Source organism: Mesorhizobium zhangyense, assembly GCF_011045115.1.
GTDB lineage: Bacteria > Pseudomonadota > Alphaproteobacteria > Rhizobiales > Rhizobiaceae > Mesorhizobium_M > Mesorhizobium_M zhangyense.
Genome location: NZ_JAAKZG010000005.1, coordinates 161,188 through 180,625 on the forward strand (window position 1 = coordinate 161,188; position 19,438 = coordinate 180,625).

Sequence of the window (19,438 nt, forward strand, 5' to 3'; positions counted from 1 at the left end):
ATGCTTTTAAGTGAAAAACACCCGATGGCAACCGAACGATACAATCCGCGCGCATCCGAACCCAAGTGGCAAAAAGCCTGGGACGAAAAAAAGCTCTTCGAGACGAAGAACGACGATCCGCGCCCGAAATATTATGTGCTCGAGATGTTCCCCTATCCGTCGGGACGCATCCATATCGGCCACACGCGCAACTATACGATGGGCGATGTGGTGGCCCGCTACAAGCGCGCCAAGGGTTTCAACGTACTGCACCCGATGGGCTGGGACGCCTTCGGCATGCCGGCGGAAAATGCCGCGATGCAGAACAAGGTCCATCCCAAGGACTGGACCTATGAGAACATCGCGACGATGCGCGCGCAGCTCAAGGTCATGGGCCTGTCGATCGACTGGACGCGCGAATTCGCCACCTGCGACGTCGATTATTATCACCGCCAGCAGATGCTGTTCCTCGATTTCGTCGCCAAGGGGCTGGTGACGCGCAAATCCTCCAAGGTCAACTGGGACCCGGAGGACATGACCGTGCTCGCCAACGAGCAGGTCATCGACGGGCGCGGCTGGCGCTCCGGCGCGCTGGTCGAACAGCGCGAGCTGACGCAGTGGTTCTTCAAGATCACCGACTATGCGCAGGACCTGCTCGATTCGCTCGACGGGCTGACCGAATGGCCGGAAAAGGTCCGCACCATGCAGTCGAACTGGATCGGCCGGTCGGAAGGCCTGCTGATCCGCTGGCCGATCGCCGAGGGCACTTCACCCAACGGCGAGGGCGAGCTCGAAGTCTATACGACGCGGCCCGATACGATCTTCGGCGCCTCCTTCATGGCGATCGCCGCCGACCATCCGCTGGCCAAGAAAGCCGCCGAGACCAATCCCGAGCTCGCAGCCTTCGCCGACGAATGCCGGCGCATGGGCACGTCGGTGGCCGCTCTCGAGACCGCCGAGAAGAAGGGCTTCGATACGGGCATCCGCGTCGTGCATCCCTTTGACGACAACTGGACGCTGCCGGTCTACGTCGCCAATTTCGTGCTGATGGAATATGGCACGGGCGCGATCTTCGGCTGTCCGTCGGGCGACCAGCGCGACCTTGATTTCGCCAACAAATACGGCCTGCCGGTCATTCCGGTGGTGATGCCGAAGGACGGCGATGCCGCGACCTTCCAGATCACCGAGGAGGCCTATACCGATGACGGCGTGATGATCAATTCGCGCTTCCTCGACGGCATGACGCCCGACCAAGCATTCGGCGAGGTTGCCAAGCTGTTGGAAGCCAAGACCATCGGCAATCGCCCTATGGGCGAGCGCAAGGTGCAGTTCCGCCTGCGCGACTGGGGCATTTCGCGCCAGCGCTACTGGGGCTGCCCGATCCCGATGATCCATTGCGACGATTGCGGCGTGGTGCCGGTGCCGAAGGCCGACCTGCCGGTGAAACTGCCCGACGACATCGATTTCGACAAGCCGGGCAATCCGCTCGACCGTCACCCGACCTGGCGGCATGTGAAATGCCCGCAGTGCGGCAAGGATGCGCGGCGCGAAACCGACACGATGGACACGTTTGTCGATTCGTCGTGGTATTTCGCGCGCTTCACCGCCCCCTGGGAGAACGAGCCGACCGACCCGAAGGCTGCCAACGAATGGCTGCCCGTGGACCAGTATATCGGCGGCATCGAGCATGCGATCCTGCATCTGCTCTATTCGCGCTTCTTCACCCGCGCCATGCGCGAGACCGGCCATGTCGATCTGGCTGAGCCGTTCAAGGGCCTGTTCACGCAGGGCATGGTCGTGCACGAGACCTACAAGACCGCCGACGGACGCTGGCTGACGCCGACCGAGGTCCGCATCGAGGGTAGCGATGCCGATCGTCGCGCGATCGTGATCGAGACCGGCGAAGTTGCCGAGATCGGTCCGCTCGAAAAGATGTCGAAGTCGAAGAAGAACACGGTGAGCCCGGAAGAGATCACCGACGGCTACGGCGCCGATACGGCGCGCTGGTTCATGCTGTCGGATTCGCCGCCCGAGCGCGACGTGGAATGGACCGACGACGGGGCAGCCGGTGCGCACCGCTTCATCCAGCGCGTCTGGCGTCTGGTCTCGACGGCTGCCGAGCAGCTTGCCGGCGTGAAGCCTGCACCGTCGCAGGACGGCGAGGCGGGTACCGTGTCGAAGGCCGCCCATAAGGCGCTCAAGGCTGTTGGCGAGGACATCGAAAAGCTCGCCTTCAACCGCGCGATTGCCCGCATCTACGAACTCGCCAATGCCATGACCGGGCCGGTCGGCGAGATCGGCGAAGGCAAGGGGGACAAGGCGCTGAAAGCGGCGACGCGCGAGGCGGCCGAGATCCTCGTGCAACTGATCGCGCCGATCATGCCGCATCTGGCCGAGGAATGCTGGGCAACGCTTGGCGGCGAGGGACTCGTTTCCGAGCGGCCATGGCCGGTGTTCGATCCGGCGCTCGTTGTCGACAACGAGATCGTCTATCCGGTGCAGGTCAACGGCAAGAAGCGCGGCGATTTGACAATTGCCCGCGACGCAGATCAAGGTGCCGTCGAAAAGGCGGCGCTGGCGCTCGATTCCGTCCAGAAGGCGCTTGAAGGAAAGACCCCCCGCAAGGTAATCGTGGTGCCTCAGAGGATCGTCAATGTCGTTGCCTGATCAGTCGCGGAAATTCCCGGTTTCCTTCTCGCGCGGCATGGCCGTGGCGGCACTCGTCGCGTCGGCGGTCATGGTCTCGGCCTGCACCGTGCGGCCGCTGTATTCCACTGCGCCTACTGCGTCCGGCGCGCCGGCAGGAGCGGCGACGGGGCTGAATTCAATCAAGATATTGCCGGTGGAAACGCGTTACGGGCAGGAAATCCGCAACCAGCTGATATTCGGTTTGAATGGCGGGGCCGGCCAGCCGGCAAACCCGATATACACGCTTCAGCTGAACGCAGTCGCGCAGAAGACTTCAGCGGTGCTCGTACAGCGCACCACCGAGGACGAGCCGACGGCGGGTACGATGATGCTGACGTCGGTCTATGTGCTGAGAGAGATTAAGACCGGGAATATCGTCGGGAAAGGGAAGCGTACCATATCGTCTTCCTATGACATTCCGAGACAGGGATTTGCGCAGTACCGGGCCGAGCTCGATGCACAGAACCGGGCGGCTCGCGAACTGGCCGAACTTCTGCGGCTCGCGATCGCACAGGATCTGTCGAAGCTCTGATTCCGGCTCGCGCTTTCTTGCAGGCGGGAATCGCCGTGGTGTCGTGAAATATGCGCCTGACGTCGCTTTCAGCTGCTGGTTACCGATCGCTGATGTCGATCCGGCTCGATGTCGGACAGGTCGGGCTGTTCGTCGGCGAAAACGGCGTCGGCAAGTCGAACCTCTACCGCGCGCTTCAACTCATCAAGGCTTCGGCCGAAGGCACGCTCGCCACTGAAATCGCGCGCGAAGGCGGCATGCAGTCGGCACTGTGGTCAGGCAGGCGCCGGGCCGGGCAGCCGGTGCGTGTCATCCTTCGCGCCGATTTCGAAGACGATGATACGGCGGTGAAATCGTCCTATCAGGTCGAGATCGGACTGCCGCCGCCTGCTTCGGCGGGTTTTGGTTTCGAGCCGCATATCAAGGAAGAGACGCTGTCCGTCGAACCCGGCCGCCGGCCGGTGGAGATGATGACGCGCAAGGGTCCGGCAGTCTTTGCCCGCGACGGCGACGGGCGGCGCCTCGAACATCCGGTGAAGATGCTCAACTCGGAAACGGCGCTTTCGTCGCTCGGCAATTCCGGGCGCTATCCCGAAATCGGCGACCTGCGCGCGGCGGTGCTGGGCTGGCGGTTCTATCACGGCTTTCGGACTGACCGCGATTCGCCGGTTCGCAAGCCGGCCCTGGCGGTTACCTCGCCATTGCTTGACGAGGATGGCGCCAATCTCGCCGCCGTGTTCGCCACGCTGAAGCATATCCGGCAGGACACAGTCGATCTCGACCGGTGCATCGCCGAGGCGTTGGGCGGGGCGGAGTTGGATATTCCGGTGCCGAAGGAGACCGCTTCATTCGGCCTCGTCACGCCGGAATTCCCGAAGCGCGTGTTCAGGCCGGAAGAGCTTTCCGACGGGCAGCTGCGATTCGTCGCCTTGGCTGGAGCACTTCTATCGTATCGCCTGCCGCGGCTGATCGCGCTCAATGAACCGGAAACAAGCTTGCATCCGCAGATGCTGCCGGCGCTTGCCGACATGATCGCGCGGGCGGCCGAGCGGACGCAGGTCTGGGTGGTGACCCATTCGCGCGCGCTGGCGGAGATGATAGGGGAGCGCACCGGCGCCAGGGCCTTGACGGTCGTACGTCTGAACGGCGCGACGATGATCGAAGGCATGCGGCCGACGGGCCTGATGCCCGCCGGCGATTTCGACTAGATTCCAAATGTTACAGCGTCCTTTGCGCGTCCAATTGGACGCGCGGCGCTGTAAGCGATTAGCCGATCTTCTGGCCGGTCTTGGCCCAGTCGGCCAGGAATTGCTCGAGGCCCTTGTCGGTCAGCGGATGCTTGACCAGCGCCTTCAGCGTTGCCGGCGGAACGGTGGCGACATCGGAGCCGATGAGGGCGGCGCGCTTGACATGATCGACGGTGCGGATCGAGGCGGCGAGGATTTCGGTGTCGAAATCGTAGTTGTCGTAGATCTGCCGGATCTCGGCGATCAGCTCCATGCCGTCGAAGCCCATGTCGTCGAGGCGGCCGATGAAGGGTGAGATGAAGCTGGCGCCGGCCTTGGCGGCAAGCAGTGCCTGGGTGGCCGAGAAGCACAGCGTGACATTGACCTGGCGGCCGAGGTCGGTGCGGATCGACTTGCAGGCCTTGAGGCCGTCAAGCGTCAGCGGCACCTTGATGCAGACATTGTCGGCGATCTTGGCGAGGACCTTGGCTTCCTTCATCATCTCGGAGTATTCGGTAGCCGTCACTTCCGCCGAGACCGGGCCGTCGACGATGTCGCAGATTTCCTTGGTGACTTCAGCGATGTTGCGGCCGGACTTGAGGATCAGCGACGGGTTTGTGGTGACGCCATCGAGAAGGCCGAGATCATTGAGTTCGCGGATTTCCTTCACGTCGGCTGTATCGACGAAGAATTTCATGGGGTGTCTCCTTGGCAAAAATGTCAGCGTCTCGGGAGGCGCGTCGTTGATCGGCCTTTGCTCTAACGCAAAGTCCGGGCAAGGTCACGCGCCATGAAGCACGATTCGTTCGAAACCAAGGCGGTGCCGGTTCTAGTGCCGATGCCGGCCGAGCGGCCCTACACCTATGCCGTGCCGGCTGGCATGAGCGTGGTGCCGGGCTCGATCGTGCGCGTGCCGCTGGGGCCGCGCGAAGTGGCCGGCATCGTTTGGGACGGTCCGGGCGAAGCGGTCGACGCCAGGAAGCTGCGCGCGATCTCGCATGTGTTCGATTGTCCGCCGGTGGATCAGGCAATGCGCCGCTTCGTCGACTGGATCGCGTCCTATACGTTGTCGCCGCCCGGCATGGTGGCGCGCATGATCCTGCGTGCGCCGGAAGCCTTCGATCCGGAACCCTGGGTGGAGGGCCTGCAACGCGCGGCCAACGATCCCGACCGGATGACAGCTGCACGCGCCCGGGTGCTGGAGATGGCGTCCGACGGCATGGCCTGGACGCGCTCGGGACTGGCGCATGCGGCTGGCGTGTCGTCCACCGTCATAGATGGGCTGAAGGCGCAAGGCGTATTCGAAACAGTGATGATCCCGCCGCGCCCGGTGGTGGCCGCGCCCGACCCGACCTACGGGAAAGCCGAATTGATCGGCGACCAGGACATTGCCGCCAAGGAATTGCGCGGCAAGGGCGAGGCCGGCGGGTTCAGCGTGACGCTGCTCGACGGCGTGACCGGCTCGGGCAAGACGGAAGTCTATTTCGAGGCAGTCGCAGCCGCACTCGAAAAGGGCAAGCAGGTGTTGATTCTGCTGCCGGAAATCGCGCTGACGCAGGCATTTCTCGAGCGCTTTCAGGACAGGTTCGGCGCCAAGCCGGCCGAATGGCATTCCGATCTTGCGCCGAAGAAACGCGAACGCGTCTGGCGGCAGCTGGCCGAAGGCGGCGTCCGGGTGGTTGCCGGCGCCCGCTCGGCGCTGTTCCTGCCGTTCAAGGAACTCGGTCTGATCGTCGTCGATGAAGAACACGACCCGGCCTACAAGCAGGAGGACCGCGTTTTCTATAATGCCCGCGACATGGCTGTGGTGCGTGGCCATATCGGCGGCTTCCCGGTGGTGCTGGCTTCCGCCACGCCGTCGGTCGAGAGCCGGGTCAATGCGAGCCAGGGCCGCTATGGCCGTGCCGTGCTGTCGGCGCGTTTTGCCGAGGCGGCACTACCGGACATCAAGTCCATCGACTTGCGCCGCGCCCCGCCGGCGCGTGGCGGTTTCCTGTCGCCGGTGCTTGTCGACCACATGCGTCGCACGCTGGAGAGAGAGGAGCAATCGCTGCTATTCCTCAACCGGCGCGGCTATGCGCCGCTGACGTTGTGCCGGGTCTGCGGCCATCGCTTCCAGTGTCCGTCCTGCTCGGCTTGGCTGGTGGAGCACCGCTTTCGCGGTCAACTCGTCTGCCATCATTGCGGCCACAATGAAAAGCGCCCTGAGGCTTGCCCGGAATGCGGAACGCTCGACCATCTCGTCGCCTGCGGGCCGGGCGTGGAGCGCATCGCCGAGGAGGTCGTCGGGCATTTCCCGGACGCGAGAACGATCGTGCTGTCCTCGGACATGATGGGCGGGGTCAAGCGGCTGAGGCTGGAGCTTGAGGCCATCGCCAAGGGCGAGGCCGATATCGTCATCGGCACGCAATTGGTGGCCAAGGGGCACAATTTTCCAAACATGACGCTGGTCGGCGTCATCGATGCCGATCTCGGCCTCGCCAATGGCGATCCGCGTGCAGCCGAGCGAACGTTCCAGTTGCTATCCCAGGTGACGGGGCGAGCGGGGCGCACCGGCAAGAAGAGCCTCGGCCTGCTCCAGACCTACCAGCCGGAGCATCCGGTGATGCGGGCGATCGTCTCGGGCGATGCCGAGGCGTTTTACGAGCGCGAGATTCTGGAGCGCGAAAAATCTGCGCTGCCGCCTTTCGGGCGTCTGGCCGGCATCATCGTCAGTGCCGACAATCGACCGGACGCCGAAAGCCACGCGCGGCTTCTGCGCCGCGCCGCACCGCCGGCGCGCGATATCCATGTGCTGGGGCCGGCCGAGGCGCCGCTGGCAATGGTCGCCGGCCGGCACCGCTTCCGGCTGCTGGTGCAGGGCGACCGTCCTGCCGACATGCAAGGCTATCTGCGCGCCATGCTCGCCAACGGACCGAAGATACGCGGCTCAGTGCGGGTGCAGGTCGACATCGATCCGCAGAGCTTTTTGTGAGGTTTCGCAAAATGGGCAAGGATGACCAATCATGAAAACCCTCGGCCTTATCGGCGGCATGAGTTGGGAGAGCACGGCGATCTATTACCGTCATCTCAACGAGATCGTGCGCGAGCGGCTGGGAGGATTGCATTCGGCAAAGCTGCTGCTGTGGTCGTTCGATTTCGCCGAGATCGCCGAGCGCCAGCATGCCGGCGACTGGCGCGCGGCAGCGGCACTGATGATCGATGCGGCTCGCAAGCTGGAGGCGGCGGGTGCCGAGGGACTGGTGATCTGCACGAACACCATGCACAAGCTGGCCGAGGACGTTCAGGCAGCCGTTTCGATCCCGTTGATCCACATCGCCGACGCGACCGCTGCGGCCGTCAAGCGGGCAGGGTGCGTGCGGCCGGCGCTTCTGGCGACGCGCTTCACCATGGAAGAGGATTTCTACAAGGGCAGGCTGACCGAGAGATTCGGGCTCTCGCCGGCGGTGCCAAATGCGGCGGGGCGCGATATGGTCCACCATGTCATCTATGACGAACTCTGCCGCGGCATCGTCACCGAAGCTTCGAAAGCCGCTTACATCGCCGAGGTCGAGCGGATGCGGGGTGATGACGGTATCGATAGCGTGATCATGGGCTGCACGGAAATAACGATGCTCATTGGCGCGGAAGATTTCGATATACCGGTGTTCGATACGACACGCATCCATGCCGAGACGGCTGTCGAGTTCGCTCTCAGTTGAGGTTTAACCGGGAAATTTGACGCCGCCATCTGGCGCCGCTGCCATCGCACGCTAGAATGCGCGCGGTTTTAAACCAGATATTTTTCGAGGGGACATCATGGAATTCGCGTTTCCCTGGCCGGTCACGCAGGGTGAATGGCTGGCGTGGTCTTCAGCCGTTGTAACGGTGCTGTTTGGCCTGCTGCTGCTTTTCGGGCCAAGGCTGTCGCTACGCATCCTGCGCCTGCAGACCGTCGAGCACCATCCCGAGGCGGTTTCGGAGGCGCGGGCGACGATGTCCGGCTTCTATCTCGGCGTTGGCCTGTGCTGCATTCTGCTTGCCCAGCCGCTGCTTTACATGGCGCTCGGGTTCTCCTGGCTGTTCACTGTTTTCGGGCGTATCGTCTCGATGCTGTCGGATCAGGGAAACAGGCTTTACAACTGGGTCTGGCTGATCGTGGCACTCGTTCTGGCTGCATTGCCGCTGGCCTTCGCCTTCGGCTTCGTGCCCTGATTGGGGCCTGTTGGCGCCTATCTGCGCGCAGCATGCGACAAATCTGCCTAAAAGCCGCTTCGCCAACGTGTTGCGACTCTGAAAAGCGTGTGCTAGACGGCAATCGACTTTCGATCGGGGGATGCGACAGCCGCTTCCGCCAGATCGATAAAACGCAGCAAGGTCAAAGATTTAGCCAGAGTTCCAGACTCCAGCCTAAGAATCTTCCGGCCTGTCAGACAAGAGAAAAGACGGACCGTGGCAAAGTCTAGCTCGCCAATCTCCGCAGTTGCCGAACGCTATGCGGGTTCGCTGTACGAACTGGCAGCGCAGTCGAAGCAGATTTCCAAGGTCGAAGGCGACCTCGGTCGCTTCGAAGCATTGCTCGCCGGCAGCGACGATCTCAACCGTATGATCAAGAGCCCGGTGTTCTCGGCCGATGAGCAGTTCAAGGCCATCACCGCCATCGCCGACAAGGCGAAGATCACCGGACTGGTCGGTAACTTCCTGCGCGTCGTCGCGCAGAACCGCCGTCTCTTCGCGGTGCCCGGCATGATCAAGGCGTTCCGCGAGATCGCTGCCGAGGCGCGTGGCGAGGTTGCTGCCGAAGTCACTTCGGCACATGACCTGTCTGCCGCCCAGAAAACCGAACTGAAGGCTGCGCTGAAAAGTGTTGCCGGCAAGGACGTGTCCATCACGGTCACCGTCGATCCGTCGCTTCTCGGCGGACTGGTGGTCAAGATGGGCTCGCGCCAGATCGACACGTCGCTCAAAACCAAACTCAATTCGCTCAAGCTTGCACTGAAAGAGGTCGGCTGATGGACATCCGCGCCGCGGAAATTTCCGCAATTCTCAAAGACCAGATCAAGAATTTCGGCAAGGAGGCTGAAGTCTCCGAAGTCGGTCAGGTGCTTTCCGTCGGTGACGGTATCGCCCGCGTCTACGGTCTCGACAACGTCCAGGCGGGCGAAATGGTCGAGTTCCCCGGCGGCATCCGCGGCATGGCGCTGAACCTCGAAAGCGACAATGTCGGCGTCGTTATTTTCGGCAACGACCGTGACATCAAGGAAGGCGACACCGTCAAGCGCACCGGCGCCATCGTCGACGTGCCCGTTGGTCCCGGCCTGCTTGGCCGCGTCGTCGACGCGCTCGGCAACCCGATCGACGGCAAGGGCCCGATCAAGGCAGCAGAGCGTCGCCGCGTCGACGTCAAGGCGCCCGGCATCATCCCCCGCAAGTCGGTGCATGAGCCGATGTCTACCGGCCTCAAGGCCATCGACGCACTCATCCCGGTCGGTCGCGGCCAGCGCGAGCTGGTCATCGGCGATCGCCAGACCGGCAAGACCGCCATCATTCTCGACACCATCCTCAACCAGAAGGCCATCCACGACAGCGGTCCGGAAGCGGAAAAGCTGTTCTGCGTCTATGTCGCCGTCGGCCAGAAGCGCTCGACCGTCGCGCAGTTCGTGAAGGTTCTGGAAGAGCGCGGCGCGCTCGACTACTCGATCATCATCGCCGCCACCGCTTCCGATCCGGCGCCGATGCAGTTCCTGGCACCGTTTGCCGGTTGCGCCATGGGCGAATATTTCCGCGACAACGGCATGCACGCGCTGATCTCTTATGACGATCTGTCCAAGCAGGCCGTGGCTTACCGCCAGATGTCGCTGCTGTTGCGCCGCCCGCCGGGCCGCGAAGCTTATCCGGGCGACGTCTTCTACCTGCACTCGCGCCTGCTCGAGCGCGCTGCAAAGCTCAACGACGAAAACGGCAATGGCTCGCTGACGGCTCTGCCGGTCATCGAAACGCAGGCCAACGACGTTTCGGCCTACATCCCGACCAACGTGATCTCGATCACCGACGGCCAGATCTTCCTTGAAACCAACCTGTTCTTCCAGGGCATCCGTCCTGCCGTGAACGTCGGTCTCTCGGTGTCGCGCGTCGGTTCGTCGGCCCAGATCAAGGCGATGAAGCAGGTCGCCGGCTCGATCAAGGGCGAGCTCGCGCAGTACCGCGAAATGGCTGCCTTCGCGCAGTTCGGCTCCGACCTCGACGCCGCCACGCAGCGCCTGCTCAACCGCGGTGCACGCCTGACCGAACTCCTGAAGCAGCCGCAGTTCTCGCCGCTGAAGACGGAAGAGCAGGTCGCGGTGATCTATGCTGGCGTCAACGGCTATCTCGACAAGCTCGCCCTCAACCAGGTCGGCAAGTTCGAGCAGGGGCTGCTTGCGCATATGCGTGCCGACGGCAAGGACGTTCTCGACGCGATCCGCAAGGAGAAGGCGCTGAGCGACGACGTTCGTGGCAAGCTCAAGGCCCATATCGACGCTTTCGCGAAAAACTTCGCCTGACACTGACGGGTAAGGCATGGCCTCGTTAAAAGACCTCCGTAACCGTATCGCCTCGGTCAAGGCGACGCAGAAGATCACCAAGGCGATGCAGATGGTCGCCGCGGCGAAGCTGCGCCGCGCCCAGGAAGCGGCAGAAGCCGCCCGGCCCTATTCGCAGCGGATGGGTGCTGTTCTGGCCAATATCGCCCAGGCGGTCGGCGGCGGTGGCGAAGCCCCGGCGCTGATGACCGGCACCGGCAAGGATGACGTGCACCTGCTCGTCGTCTGCACGGCCGAGCGCGGTCTTTGCGGCGGTTTCAACTCGCAGATCGCGCGCTTTGCCCGCGATCATGCCCGCAAGCTGATCGCCTCCGGCAAGACGGTAAAGATAATCTGCGTTGGCAAGAAGGGTTTTGACATCCTTCGCCGCGACTATGCATCGCTGATCATCGAGCGCGTCGATCTGCGCGAAGCAAAGCAGGTCGGCTTCGTTCATGCCGATGCGATCGCCAAGAAGGTGATCGGCCTGTTCAACGAAGGCGGCTTCGACGTCTGCACGCTGTTCTATTCGGAATTCAAGTCGGTGATCAGCCAGGTTCCGACCGCGCAGCAGATCATTCCGGCCGCGGCGGTTGCCGAGGGTGAGCCGGAATCGGCAGGCAGCGCCGTGTACGAATACGAGCCGGAGCCGGGCGAGATCCTGAGCGACCTCATTCCGCGCAACATCTCGGTGCAGGTTTTCCGGGCTCTGCTCGAAAACGCTGCCGGCGAGATGGGCGCCAAGATGAGCGCGATGGACAATGCGACGCGCAACGCCGGCGACATGATCAACAAGCTGACGATGTCGTACAACCGCCAGCGTCAGGCGCAGATCACCAAAGAACTGATCGAAATTATTTCGGGCGCAGAAGCGCTCTAGTCACGTGACCTGAGATAAAGCCTCCGGCTTTTCGATCGATCATGTGGAAACAGAAAACGGACCAAAGAGGTTACCACAATGGCTAAAGCAGCTACTCCGAAAGCGGCTCCGGCGGCGAAGGCCCCGGCAGCAAAGAAGGCAGCGCCCGCCAAGGCAGCGGCCGCAAAGGCTCCTGCCGTGACGGCAGCGGCGGCCCCGGCCAAGGCAGCTCCTGCCAAGGCAGCCCCGGCGAAAGCCGTTGCCACCAAGGCAGTGGCGGCCAAGTCGTCGTCGACGGCCATGTCGGCCAAGGGCGCGGCCGGCAAGGTCAGCCAGGTCATCGGCGCTGTCGTCGACGTTTCCTTCGAAGGCGGCAACCTGCCGAAGATCCTGAACGCACTTGAGACCATGAACGGTTCCAACCGTCTCGTTCTCGAAGTGGCGCAGCATCTCGGCGAAAACACCGTGCGCTGCATCGCCATGGACATTTCGGAAGGTCTGGTTCGCGGCCAGGCCGTCTACGACACGGGCGAGCCGATCACGGTTCCGGTCGGTGACGAAACGCTCGGCCGCATCATGAACGTCATCGGCGAACCGGTCGACGAAGCCGGCCCGGTCAAGACCAAGGTACGCCGCGCCATCCACCAGGACGCTCCGGCCTATGTCGACCAGTCGACGGAAGCGCAGATTCTTGTCACCGGCATCAAGGTCGTCGACCTTCTGGCGCCTTACGCCCGCGGCGGCAAGATCGGCCTGTTCGGCGGCGCCGGCGTCGGCAAGACCGTTCTGATCCAGGAACTGATCAACAACGTCGCCAAGGCGCATGGTGGTTACTCGGTGTTCGCCGGCGTCGGCGAGCGCACCCGCGAGGGCAACGATCTTTACCACGAAATGATCGAATCGGGCGTCAACAAGGACCCGCATGAGAACAACGGCTCGACCGAAGGTTCGAAATGCGCCCTGGTGTTCGGCCAGATGAACGAGCCGCCCGGTGCGCGCGCCCGCGTCGCTCTCTCCGGCCTGACCATCGCCGAGCATTTCCGCGACCAGGGCCAGGACGTTCTGTTCTTCGTCGACAACATCTTCCGCTTCACGCAGGCGGGTTCGGAAGTGTCGGCACTTCTCGGCCGTATTCCTTCGGCCGTGGGCTATCAGCCGACGCTGTCGACCGACATGGGCCAGATGCAGGAACGCATCACTACGACCCACAAGGGCTCGATCACGTCCGTGCAGGCCATCTACGTGCCCGCCGACGACTTGACCGATCCGGCGCCTGCGACCTCGTTCGCGCACCTTGATGCGACGACCGTGCTTAACCGCGCGATCTCGGAAAAGGGTATCTACCCGGCCGTCGATCCGCTCGACTCGACCTCGCGCATGCTCGACCCGCTGATCGTCGGCGAAGAGCACTATCAGGTTGCCCGCCGCGTCCAGGAAATCCTCCAGCGCTACAAGTCGCTGCAGGACATCATCGCCATCCTGGGCATGGACGAGCTGTCGGAAGAGGACAAGATCACGGTTGCCCGCGCCCGCAAGGTCGAGCGCTTCCTGTCGCAGCCCTTCTTCGTGGCCGAAGTGTTTACCGGCTCGCCGGGCCAGCTCGTGCCGCTCGAAGACACGATCAAGAGCTTCAAGGGTCTGGTCGAAGGCGAATACGATCACCTGCCGGAAGCAGCCTTCTACATGGTCGGCTCGATCGACATGGCCATCGAAAAGGCACAGCGTCTGGCAGCGGAAGCTGCGTAATGAAATTGGACGGGCCCGACTTCGCCTCTGGCGATCGGGTCCGTCTAATTACACTTAGTGACGAATTCCTGGCTGACTTGCCTAAGGAAGACGTTGCAGAATTAACGTTACTCATCGGGCAGGTATGGACCGTCGATGAGTGGCATGCCCCGATCGAGCAGGTAGAAATTACTTGCTGGATCAAGACCAAGACTGGAGAGGCGCGAAGCCATTCGGTCTGGGTGCCACCTAAATGGGTTGAGCGGATAAGGTAATGGCTGAAGCTTTCAAATTCGAACTGGTCTCGCCCGAGCGTCTGCTCGTTTCGGAAGAGGTGCAGTCCGTCGTCATTCCCGGTGCGGAAGGCGAGATGACGGTTCTGGCCAACCACGCGCCGGTGATGACCACGATCAAACCGGGCGTCGTTACGGTCAAGACCGTGACTGGTGCCGACGAGCGCTACGTCGTGTTCGGCGGTTTCGCCGACATCCTGCCCTCCGGCTGCACGCTGCTTGCCGAATCGGCCGTGCCGGTGGCGAGCATCGACCGCGAGGATCTCGCCCGTCGCATCCAGGATGCGCGCGAAGATGCAGCCGACGCCAAGGACGACGAGACCAAGACCCGCGCCGAGGCATTTTTAAACCAGCTCACGACGCTGGAAGCCGCGCTCTAAGAGCCGGCCTCAAAGTCTCAATCTTTTGAGAAGCCTTCGTCCCGAAAAGGACGGAGGCTTTTTCATTTTGGCGATACCACTCGCGTATGGACTTTGTCGGGTGTGAACTTCCCGTCCATGCGCCCGCGCGATCTTTATGAAATTCCTATTTCTTTGGCCTGCGGCTCGTCTCGAACCTTTATGGCGTCGGTGACATCTTCCCCCTGCAAATGATGCTTTGCGACCGACGGTTTTCGGTGGGCGCGGCATCATCCGTCATCTCTCTTTGACCGCGCGGCTTTCGTCGCGCGGCGAGAGCTTTTGGAGACTGCGTCACATGTGGGACTTCATCCTCGTAGCCTTGGGCATCGTCTCCTTCGGGCTCTTCTATGCCTACGCGCTCGGCTGCAACCGGCTTTAGGAGCGAGACTGATGTTGATCGACTACGTCCTCTCAGGCGGCGTTACGCTGCTGCTCACCGCCTATCTCATCTTCGCCCTGATCCGCCCCGAGCGCTTCTGACGGCCATCATCATGACTGCGAAAGTAGAAAAGCCATGACCATCAACGGCTGGATCCAGATCCTGATTTTCTGCGGGATCGTCGTTCTTCTCGTCAAGCCGCTCGGCGGCTACATGACGCGCGTCTATCAGGGCGAGCGCACCTTCCTGTCCTTCATCTTCGCGCCGTTCGAGCGGCTGCTCTATCGCCTTGCCGGCACCAGCGAAAACGAGGACCAGCACTGGACGACCTATGCCGCTGGCATGCTCGCCTTCAACCTGCTCGGCTTCCTCGTGCTCTATGCCTTGCAGCGCTTTCAGGCCGGCCTCCCCTTCAATCCCGCCGGCATGGGCGCGGTCGGGCCCGAGCTCGCCTTCAATACGGCCACCAGCTTCGTCACCAACACCAACTGGCAGAATTACGGTGGCGAAAGCACGATGTCTTACCTCGTGCAGATGGCCGGCCTGACGGTGCAGAACTTCGTTTCCGCCGCCACCGGCATGGCGCTTGCCATCGCCCTGGTGCGCGGCTTCTCCCGCGCCTCGGCCAAGTCGATCGGCAATTTCTGGGTCGATCTGACACGCTCGACGCTCTACATCCTTCTGCCGCTCTGCATTGTGCTGACGCTGTTCTATGTCTATAGCGGCGTGCCGCAGACGCTTGGCGCCTATATCGATGCGACGACGCTCGAAGGCGCGAAACAGACCATCGCGGTCGGCCCGGTCGCCTCGCAGCTTGCGATCAAGATGCTCGGCACCAATGGCGGCGGCTTCTTCAACGCCAACTCGGCGCATCCATTCGAAAATCCCGACGCGCTGGTCAATCTCGTCCAGATGGTCACCATCTTCGCCATCGGTGCAGCACTCACCAACGTCTTCGGCCGCATGGTCGGCAACCAGCGCCAGGGCTGGGCGATCCTGGCCTCCATGGGCGTGCTGTTCATCGTCGGCGTCATCGTCACTTACTGGGCCGAAGCTGCCGGCAACCCGCTGATCCATGCGCTCGGCATCGAGGGCGGCAATATGGAAGGCAAGGAGGTGCGCTTCGGCATTCCGCTGTCGGCACTGTTCGCCGTCGTCACCACGGCGGCGTCCTGCGGTGCCGTCAACGCCATGCATGATAGCTTCACTGCGCTTGGTGGCATGATCCCGATCATCAACATGGAGCTCGGCGAGGTCATCATCGGCGGCGTCGGCGCCGGCCTCTACGGCATCCTGATCTTCGTCATCATCGCCATCTTCGTCGCCGGCCTGATGGTCGGGCGCACGCCCGAATATCTCGGCAAGAAGATCGAGGGCAAGGAAGTGAAGATGGCGATGCTGGCCATGCTGTGCCTGCCGCTGGCCATGCTGGTCTTCACCGCGATCAGCGTCGTCATGCCCTCGGCGGTGGCGTCGATCGCCAATCAGGGTCCGCACGGTTTCTCAGAAATTCTCTACGCTTACACTTCGGCTGCGGCCAATAACGGCTCGGCCTTCGGCGGCCTCACCGGTAACACGCCCTGGTACAACATTACGCTCGGCATCGTCATGATGATGGGCCGCTTCATGGTCATCATTCCCGCACTGGCAATCGCCGGCTCGCTGGCGGCCAAGAAGACGGTTCCGGCCTCGGCCGGCACATTCCCGACCGACAGCGGCCTGTTCGTCGGCCTGCTGGTCGGCGTCATCCTGATAGTCGGCGGCCTCACCTTCCTGCCAGCGCTGGCGCTGGGCCCGATCGCCGAACATCTGGCGATTGCCGCCGGCCAGACCTTCTAATTCGGGATCAAAGCTATGAGCAAAATGAAATCGGTGAGCATCATGGATGCAGCCATAATCGTCCCGGCCATCGGCGCGGCTTTCAAGAAGCTCGATCCGCGTTCGCTCGCCAGAAACCCGGTGATGTTCGTCGTCGCCGTGGTCTCGGCACTGACCACGGTGCTGTTCCTCAAGGATATTGCGGTCGGCAATTCCAACCTCGGCTTCTCCTTCCAGATCATCATCTGGCTGTGGTTCACCGTGCTTTTCGCCAACTTCGCCGAAGCCGTCGCCGAAGGGCGCGGCAAGGCGCAGGCGGACTCGCTGCGGCGAACCCGCACCGAGACCCAGGCCAAGCTGCTGACCGGCGAAGATCGCGCCAAGTTCGTCATGGTTCCCGGCGCGGGCTTGAAGGTCGGCGATCTGGTGCTGGTCGAGGCGGGCGATATCATCCCCTCGGACGGTGAGGTGGTCGAAGGCGTGGCCTCCGTCAACGAGGCGGCAATCACCGGCGAATCTGCGCCCGTCATCCGCGAATCGGGCGGCGACCGCTCGGCCGTCACCGGCGGCACGCAGGTGCTGTCAGACTGGATCAAGGTGCGCATCACGGCTGCCGCCGGCTCGACCTTCCTCGACCGCATGATCGCGCTGGTCGAAGGTGCGGAGCGTCAGAAGACGCCCAACGAGATCGCGCTCAACATTCTGCTCGCTGGCATGACGCTGATCTTCGTGCTGGCGACAGCGACCATCCCGAGCTTCGCCACCTATGCCGGGGGCTCGGTTCCGGTCGTGGTGCTGGTGGCGCTGTTCGTGACGCTGATCCCGACGACCATCGGCGCGCTGCTGTCGGCCATAGGCATCGCCGGCATGGACCGGTTGGTGCGCTTCAATGTGCTGGCCATGTCCGGCCGTGCGGTGGAAGCTGCGGGCGACGTCGATACGCTGCTGCTCGACAAGACCGGCACGATCACGCTCGGCAACCGCCAGGCCAGCGAATTCCGCCCTATCAAGGGCGTGACCGAGAAGGAACTGGCCGATGCCGCCCAACTCGCCTCGCTTGCCGACGAGACGCCGGAAGGCCGCTCGATCGTCGTGCTGGCCAAGGAGAAATATGCCATCCGCGAACGCGACATGCGCACCTTGCATGCGAGCTTCGTGCCCTTCACCGCGCAGACCCGCATGAGCGGCGTCGATGTCGAGGGCAGCTCGATCCGCAAGGGCGCCGTCGACGCCATCCTCGACCATGTCGCCAAGGGTCCGGCCGCCGCCCTTGCCAGCTCGGCTTCGGGCGTGGCGACCATGCAGGCATCGAGCGCCAGTATCGTGGAAATCCGCGCAATCGCCGAAGAGATCGCCAAATCCGGCGGAACGCCGCTGGCGGTGGTGCGCGACGGCCGTCCGCTCGGCGTCATCCACCTCAAGGATATCGTCAAGGGGGGCATCAAGGAGCGTTTCACCGAGCTGCGCCGCATGGGTATCCGCACGGTGATGATCACCGGCGATAACCCGATGACGGCAGCGGCCATCGCGGCCGAAGCCGGCGTCGATGATTTCCTCGCCCAGGCAACACCCGAAAACAAGCTGCAGCTCATCCGCGAGGAACAGGCCAAGGGCAAGCTGGTAGCCATGTGCGGCGACGGCACCAACGATGCGCCCGCACTTGCGCAGGCCGATGTCGGCGTTGCCATGAACACCGGCACGGTGGCGGCACGCGAGGCCGGCAACATGGTCGATCTGGACAGCGATCCGACCAAGCTCATCGAGATCGTGGAGATCGGCAAGCAGCTGCTGATGACGCGTGGCGCGCTGACGACGTTTTCGATCGCCAACGACATCGCCAAATATTTCGCCATCATCCCGGCTATGTTCCTGGCTTTCTATCCGCAGCTTAAGGTGCTGAACGTCATGAACCTGTCGACGCCGCAATCGGCGATCCTGTCGGCGATCATCTTCAACGCGCTGATCATCATCGCGCTGATCCCGCTGGCGCTGCGCGGCGTCAAATACCACGCGGTTGGTGCCGCCTCGCTGCTGCGCCGCAATCTCATTATCTACGGCCTGGGCGGCATCATCGTGCCCTTCATCGGCATCAAGGCGATCGATATGGTCGTCTCCGCCCTCGGCCTGGCATAAGGAAGACCATCATGTTGAAGCAACTTCGCCCCGCACTGGTCATGATCGTCATCTTCACGGCGATCACCGGCCTGGCCTACCCGCTCGCCATGACCGGCATTTCGGGCATGCTGTTTCCGAAGCAGGCCGAGGGCAGCCTGATCGTGGAAAACGGCACCGTCATCGGTTCCGAACTGATCGGCCAGAACTTTGCCAGCGAAAAGTATTTCCATGGCCGCCCGTCGGTGACGCTCGGACCCGACCCGGCCGACCCTTCGAAATCGGTGGTCGTGCCCTACAATGCTGCCAACTCGATGGGCTCCAACCTCGGCCCGGCCAATCCGGCGCTGATCGAGCGCGTCAAGACCGACCTCGAGAAGCTGAAGGCTGAGAATCCCGGCCAGCCGGTGCCGATCGATCTGGTGACCACCACCGGCAGTGGCCTCGATCCCGACATCTCGCCGGAGGGAGCATTGTTCCAGCTGCCGCGCGTCGCCAAGGCGCGAGGCGTTCCGGAAGACAAGCTTCGCGATCTGGTGAGCGATCTCACACAGGCGCCGATCCTCGGCATTCTGGGCGAGCCGCGCGTCAACGTGCTGGCGCTCAACCGCGCGCTGGATGCGATGGCGAAGTAGCTGCAGCCGTTGACGCGGGCGTGCCTTTGCAAGAGGAATGACAAAGCGCAGGTATCGCATATGAATGCTCTGATGGGCCTGATCTACGTCATACCCCCACCCCCTTCTCTTCGTGGCAGGGCAATCGCCTATTGTACGGCCGACCCCCACTCCGTCACGCTTCGCGTGACACCTCTCCCCCTCAAAAGGGGAGAGGAAGGGCACCAGCCTTGCGGACGGCTTTTCCTCTCCCCCGTCGAGCGGGGGAGAGGTGGCTCGGCGAAGCCGAGACGG

Annotated in this window: 17 protein-coding genes; 16 read left to right on the plus strand and 1 reads right to left on the minus strand. The window is 62.9% G+C overall.

All coding sequences use genetic code 11. From position 1 onward, the window contains the following. The first annotated feature begins 24 nt into the window (after nucleotides 1-24). From leuS to G6N74_RS13605, 3 genes are read left to right on the plus strand one after another with little or no spacing between them, the layout of a single operon-like run. On the plus strand, nucleotides 25-2,646 hold the full coding sequence (leuS, locus tag G6N74_RS13595) for a leucine--tRNA ligase (RefSeq protein WP_165118171.1): 2,622 nt from the start codon (nucleotides 25-27) through the stop codon (nucleotides 2,644-2,646). Further along, entirely contained in the window at nucleotides 2,633-3,199 is a 567-nt protein-coding gene (locus G6N74_RS13600) for a hypothetical protein (RefSeq protein WP_165118173.1), read from the plus strand. The genes leuS and G6N74_RS13600 overlap by 14 nt, the downstream gene beginning before the upstream one ends. A gap of 50 nt (nucleotides 3,200-3,249) precedes the next feature. Then, nucleotides 3,250-4,386: an AAA family ATPase gene (locus G6N74_RS13605; RefSeq protein WP_165118175.1), complete on the plus strand. Its 1,137-nt coding sequence runs from the start codon at nucleotides 3,250-3,252 to the stop codon at nucleotides 4,384-4,386. A gap of 58 nt (nucleotides 4,387-4,444) precedes the next feature. Here the strand turns inward: G6N74_RS13605 and fsa are convergent, their stop codons facing one another. Further along, complete coding sequence (fsa, locus tag G6N74_RS13610) at nucleotides 4,445-5,101, minus strand: fructose-6-phosphate aldolase (RefSeq protein WP_165118177.1); 657 nt, start codon at nucleotides 5,099-5,101, stop codon at nucleotides 4,445-4,447. A gap of 93 nt (nucleotides 5,102-5,194) precedes the next feature. On the opposite strand from fsa, the gene G6N74_RS13615 reads away from it, so the two are divergent. From G6N74_RS13615 to G6N74_RS13675, 13 genes are all read left to right on the plus strand, one after another. Further along, complete coding sequence (locus G6N74_RS13615; RefSeq protein WP_165118179.1) at nucleotides 5,195-7,378, plus strand: primosomal protein N'; 2,184 nt, start codon at nucleotides 5,195-5,197, stop codon at nucleotides 7,376-7,378. Between the two features lie 31 nt (nucleotides 7,379-7,409). Next, on the plus strand, nucleotides 7,410-8,105 hold the full coding sequence (locus G6N74_RS13620; RefSeq protein ID WP_165118181.1) for an aspartate/glutamate racemase family protein: 696 nt from the start codon (nucleotides 7,410-7,412) through the stop codon (nucleotides 8,103-8,105). A 97-nt stretch (nucleotides 8,106-8,202) separates the two neighbouring features. Next, a complete protein-coding gene (locus tag G6N74_RS13625; protein ID WP_165118182.1) occupies nucleotides 8,203-8,598 on the plus strand; it encodes an AGROH133_08824 family phage infection protein in 396 nt (131 codons plus the stop codon). A gap of 237 nt (nucleotides 8,599-8,835) precedes the next feature. Continuing rightward, complete coding sequence (locus G6N74_RS13630; RefSeq protein WP_165118184.1) at nucleotides 8,836-9,396, plus strand: F0F1 ATP synthase subunit delta; 561 nt, start codon at nucleotides 8,836-8,838, stop codon at nucleotides 9,394-9,396. Beyond that, nucleotides 9,396-10,925, plus strand: a complete 1,530-nt coding sequence (atpA, locus tag G6N74_RS13635; protein WP_165118186.1) for a F0F1 ATP synthase subunit alpha — start codon at nucleotides 9,396-9,398, stop codon at nucleotides 10,923-10,925. The genes G6N74_RS13630 and atpA overlap by 1 nt, the downstream gene beginning before the upstream one ends. A 16-nt stretch (nucleotides 10,926-10,941) precedes the next feature. Then, nucleotides 10,942-11,823: a F0F1 ATP synthase subunit gamma gene (locus G6N74_RS13640; RefSeq protein WP_165118188.1), complete on the plus strand. Its 882-nt coding sequence runs from the start codon at nucleotides 10,942-10,944 to the stop codon at nucleotides 11,821-11,823. A gap of 78 nt (nucleotides 11,824-11,901) precedes the next feature. Then, nucleotides 11,902-13,548 carry a F0F1 ATP synthase subunit beta gene (gene atpD / locus G6N74_RS13645; RefSeq protein WP_165118190.1) on the plus strand — a complete coding sequence of 549 codons (1,647 nt, stop codon included), beginning with the start codon at nucleotides 11,902-11,904 and terminating at the stop codon, nucleotides 13,546-13,548. 253 nt (nucleotides 13,549-13,801) lie between these two features. Then, nucleotides 13,802-14,200 (plus strand): F0F1 ATP synthase subunit epsilon, encoded by a 399-nt coding sequence (locus G6N74_RS13650; protein ID WP_165118192.1) that lies wholly within the window; start codon nucleotides 13,802-13,804, stop codon nucleotides 14,198-14,200. 217 nt (nucleotides 14,201-14,417) lie between these two features. Continuing rightward, complete coding sequence (locus tag G6N74_RS13655) at nucleotides 14,418-14,600, plus strand: hypothetical protein (protein WP_165118194.1); 183 nt, start codon at nucleotides 14,418-14,420, stop codon at nucleotides 14,598-14,600. Nucleotides 14,601-14,611: 11 nt separating this feature from the next. After that, nucleotides 14,612-14,701, plus strand: coding sequence for a K(+)-transporting ATPase subunit F (kdpF, locus tag G6N74_RS13660; protein ID WP_165118196.1), 90 nt, complete (start codon nucleotides 14,612-14,614; stop codon nucleotides 14,699-14,701). A 34-nt stretch (nucleotides 14,702-14,735) separates the two neighbouring features. Continuing rightward, nucleotides 14,736-16,439, plus strand: coding sequence for a potassium-transporting ATPase subunit KdpA (kdpA, locus tag G6N74_RS13665; protein WP_165118198.1), 1,704 nt, complete (start codon nucleotides 14,736-14,738; stop codon nucleotides 16,437-16,439). A 15-nt stretch (nucleotides 16,440-16,454) separates the two neighbouring features. Beyond that, complete coding sequence (gene kdpB / locus G6N74_RS13670; RefSeq protein WP_165118200.1) at nucleotides 16,455-18,551, plus strand: potassium-transporting ATPase subunit KdpB; 2,097 nt, start codon at nucleotides 16,455-16,457, stop codon at nucleotides 18,549-18,551. Between the two features lie 11 nt (nucleotides 18,552-18,562). After that, nucleotides 18,563-19,165 (plus strand): K(+)-transporting ATPase subunit C, encoded by a 603-nt coding sequence (locus G6N74_RS13675; protein ID WP_165118202.1) that lies wholly within the window; start codon nucleotides 18,563-18,565, stop codon nucleotides 19,163-19,165. The last annotated feature ends 273 nt before the right edge of the window (nucleotides 19,166-19,438 follow it).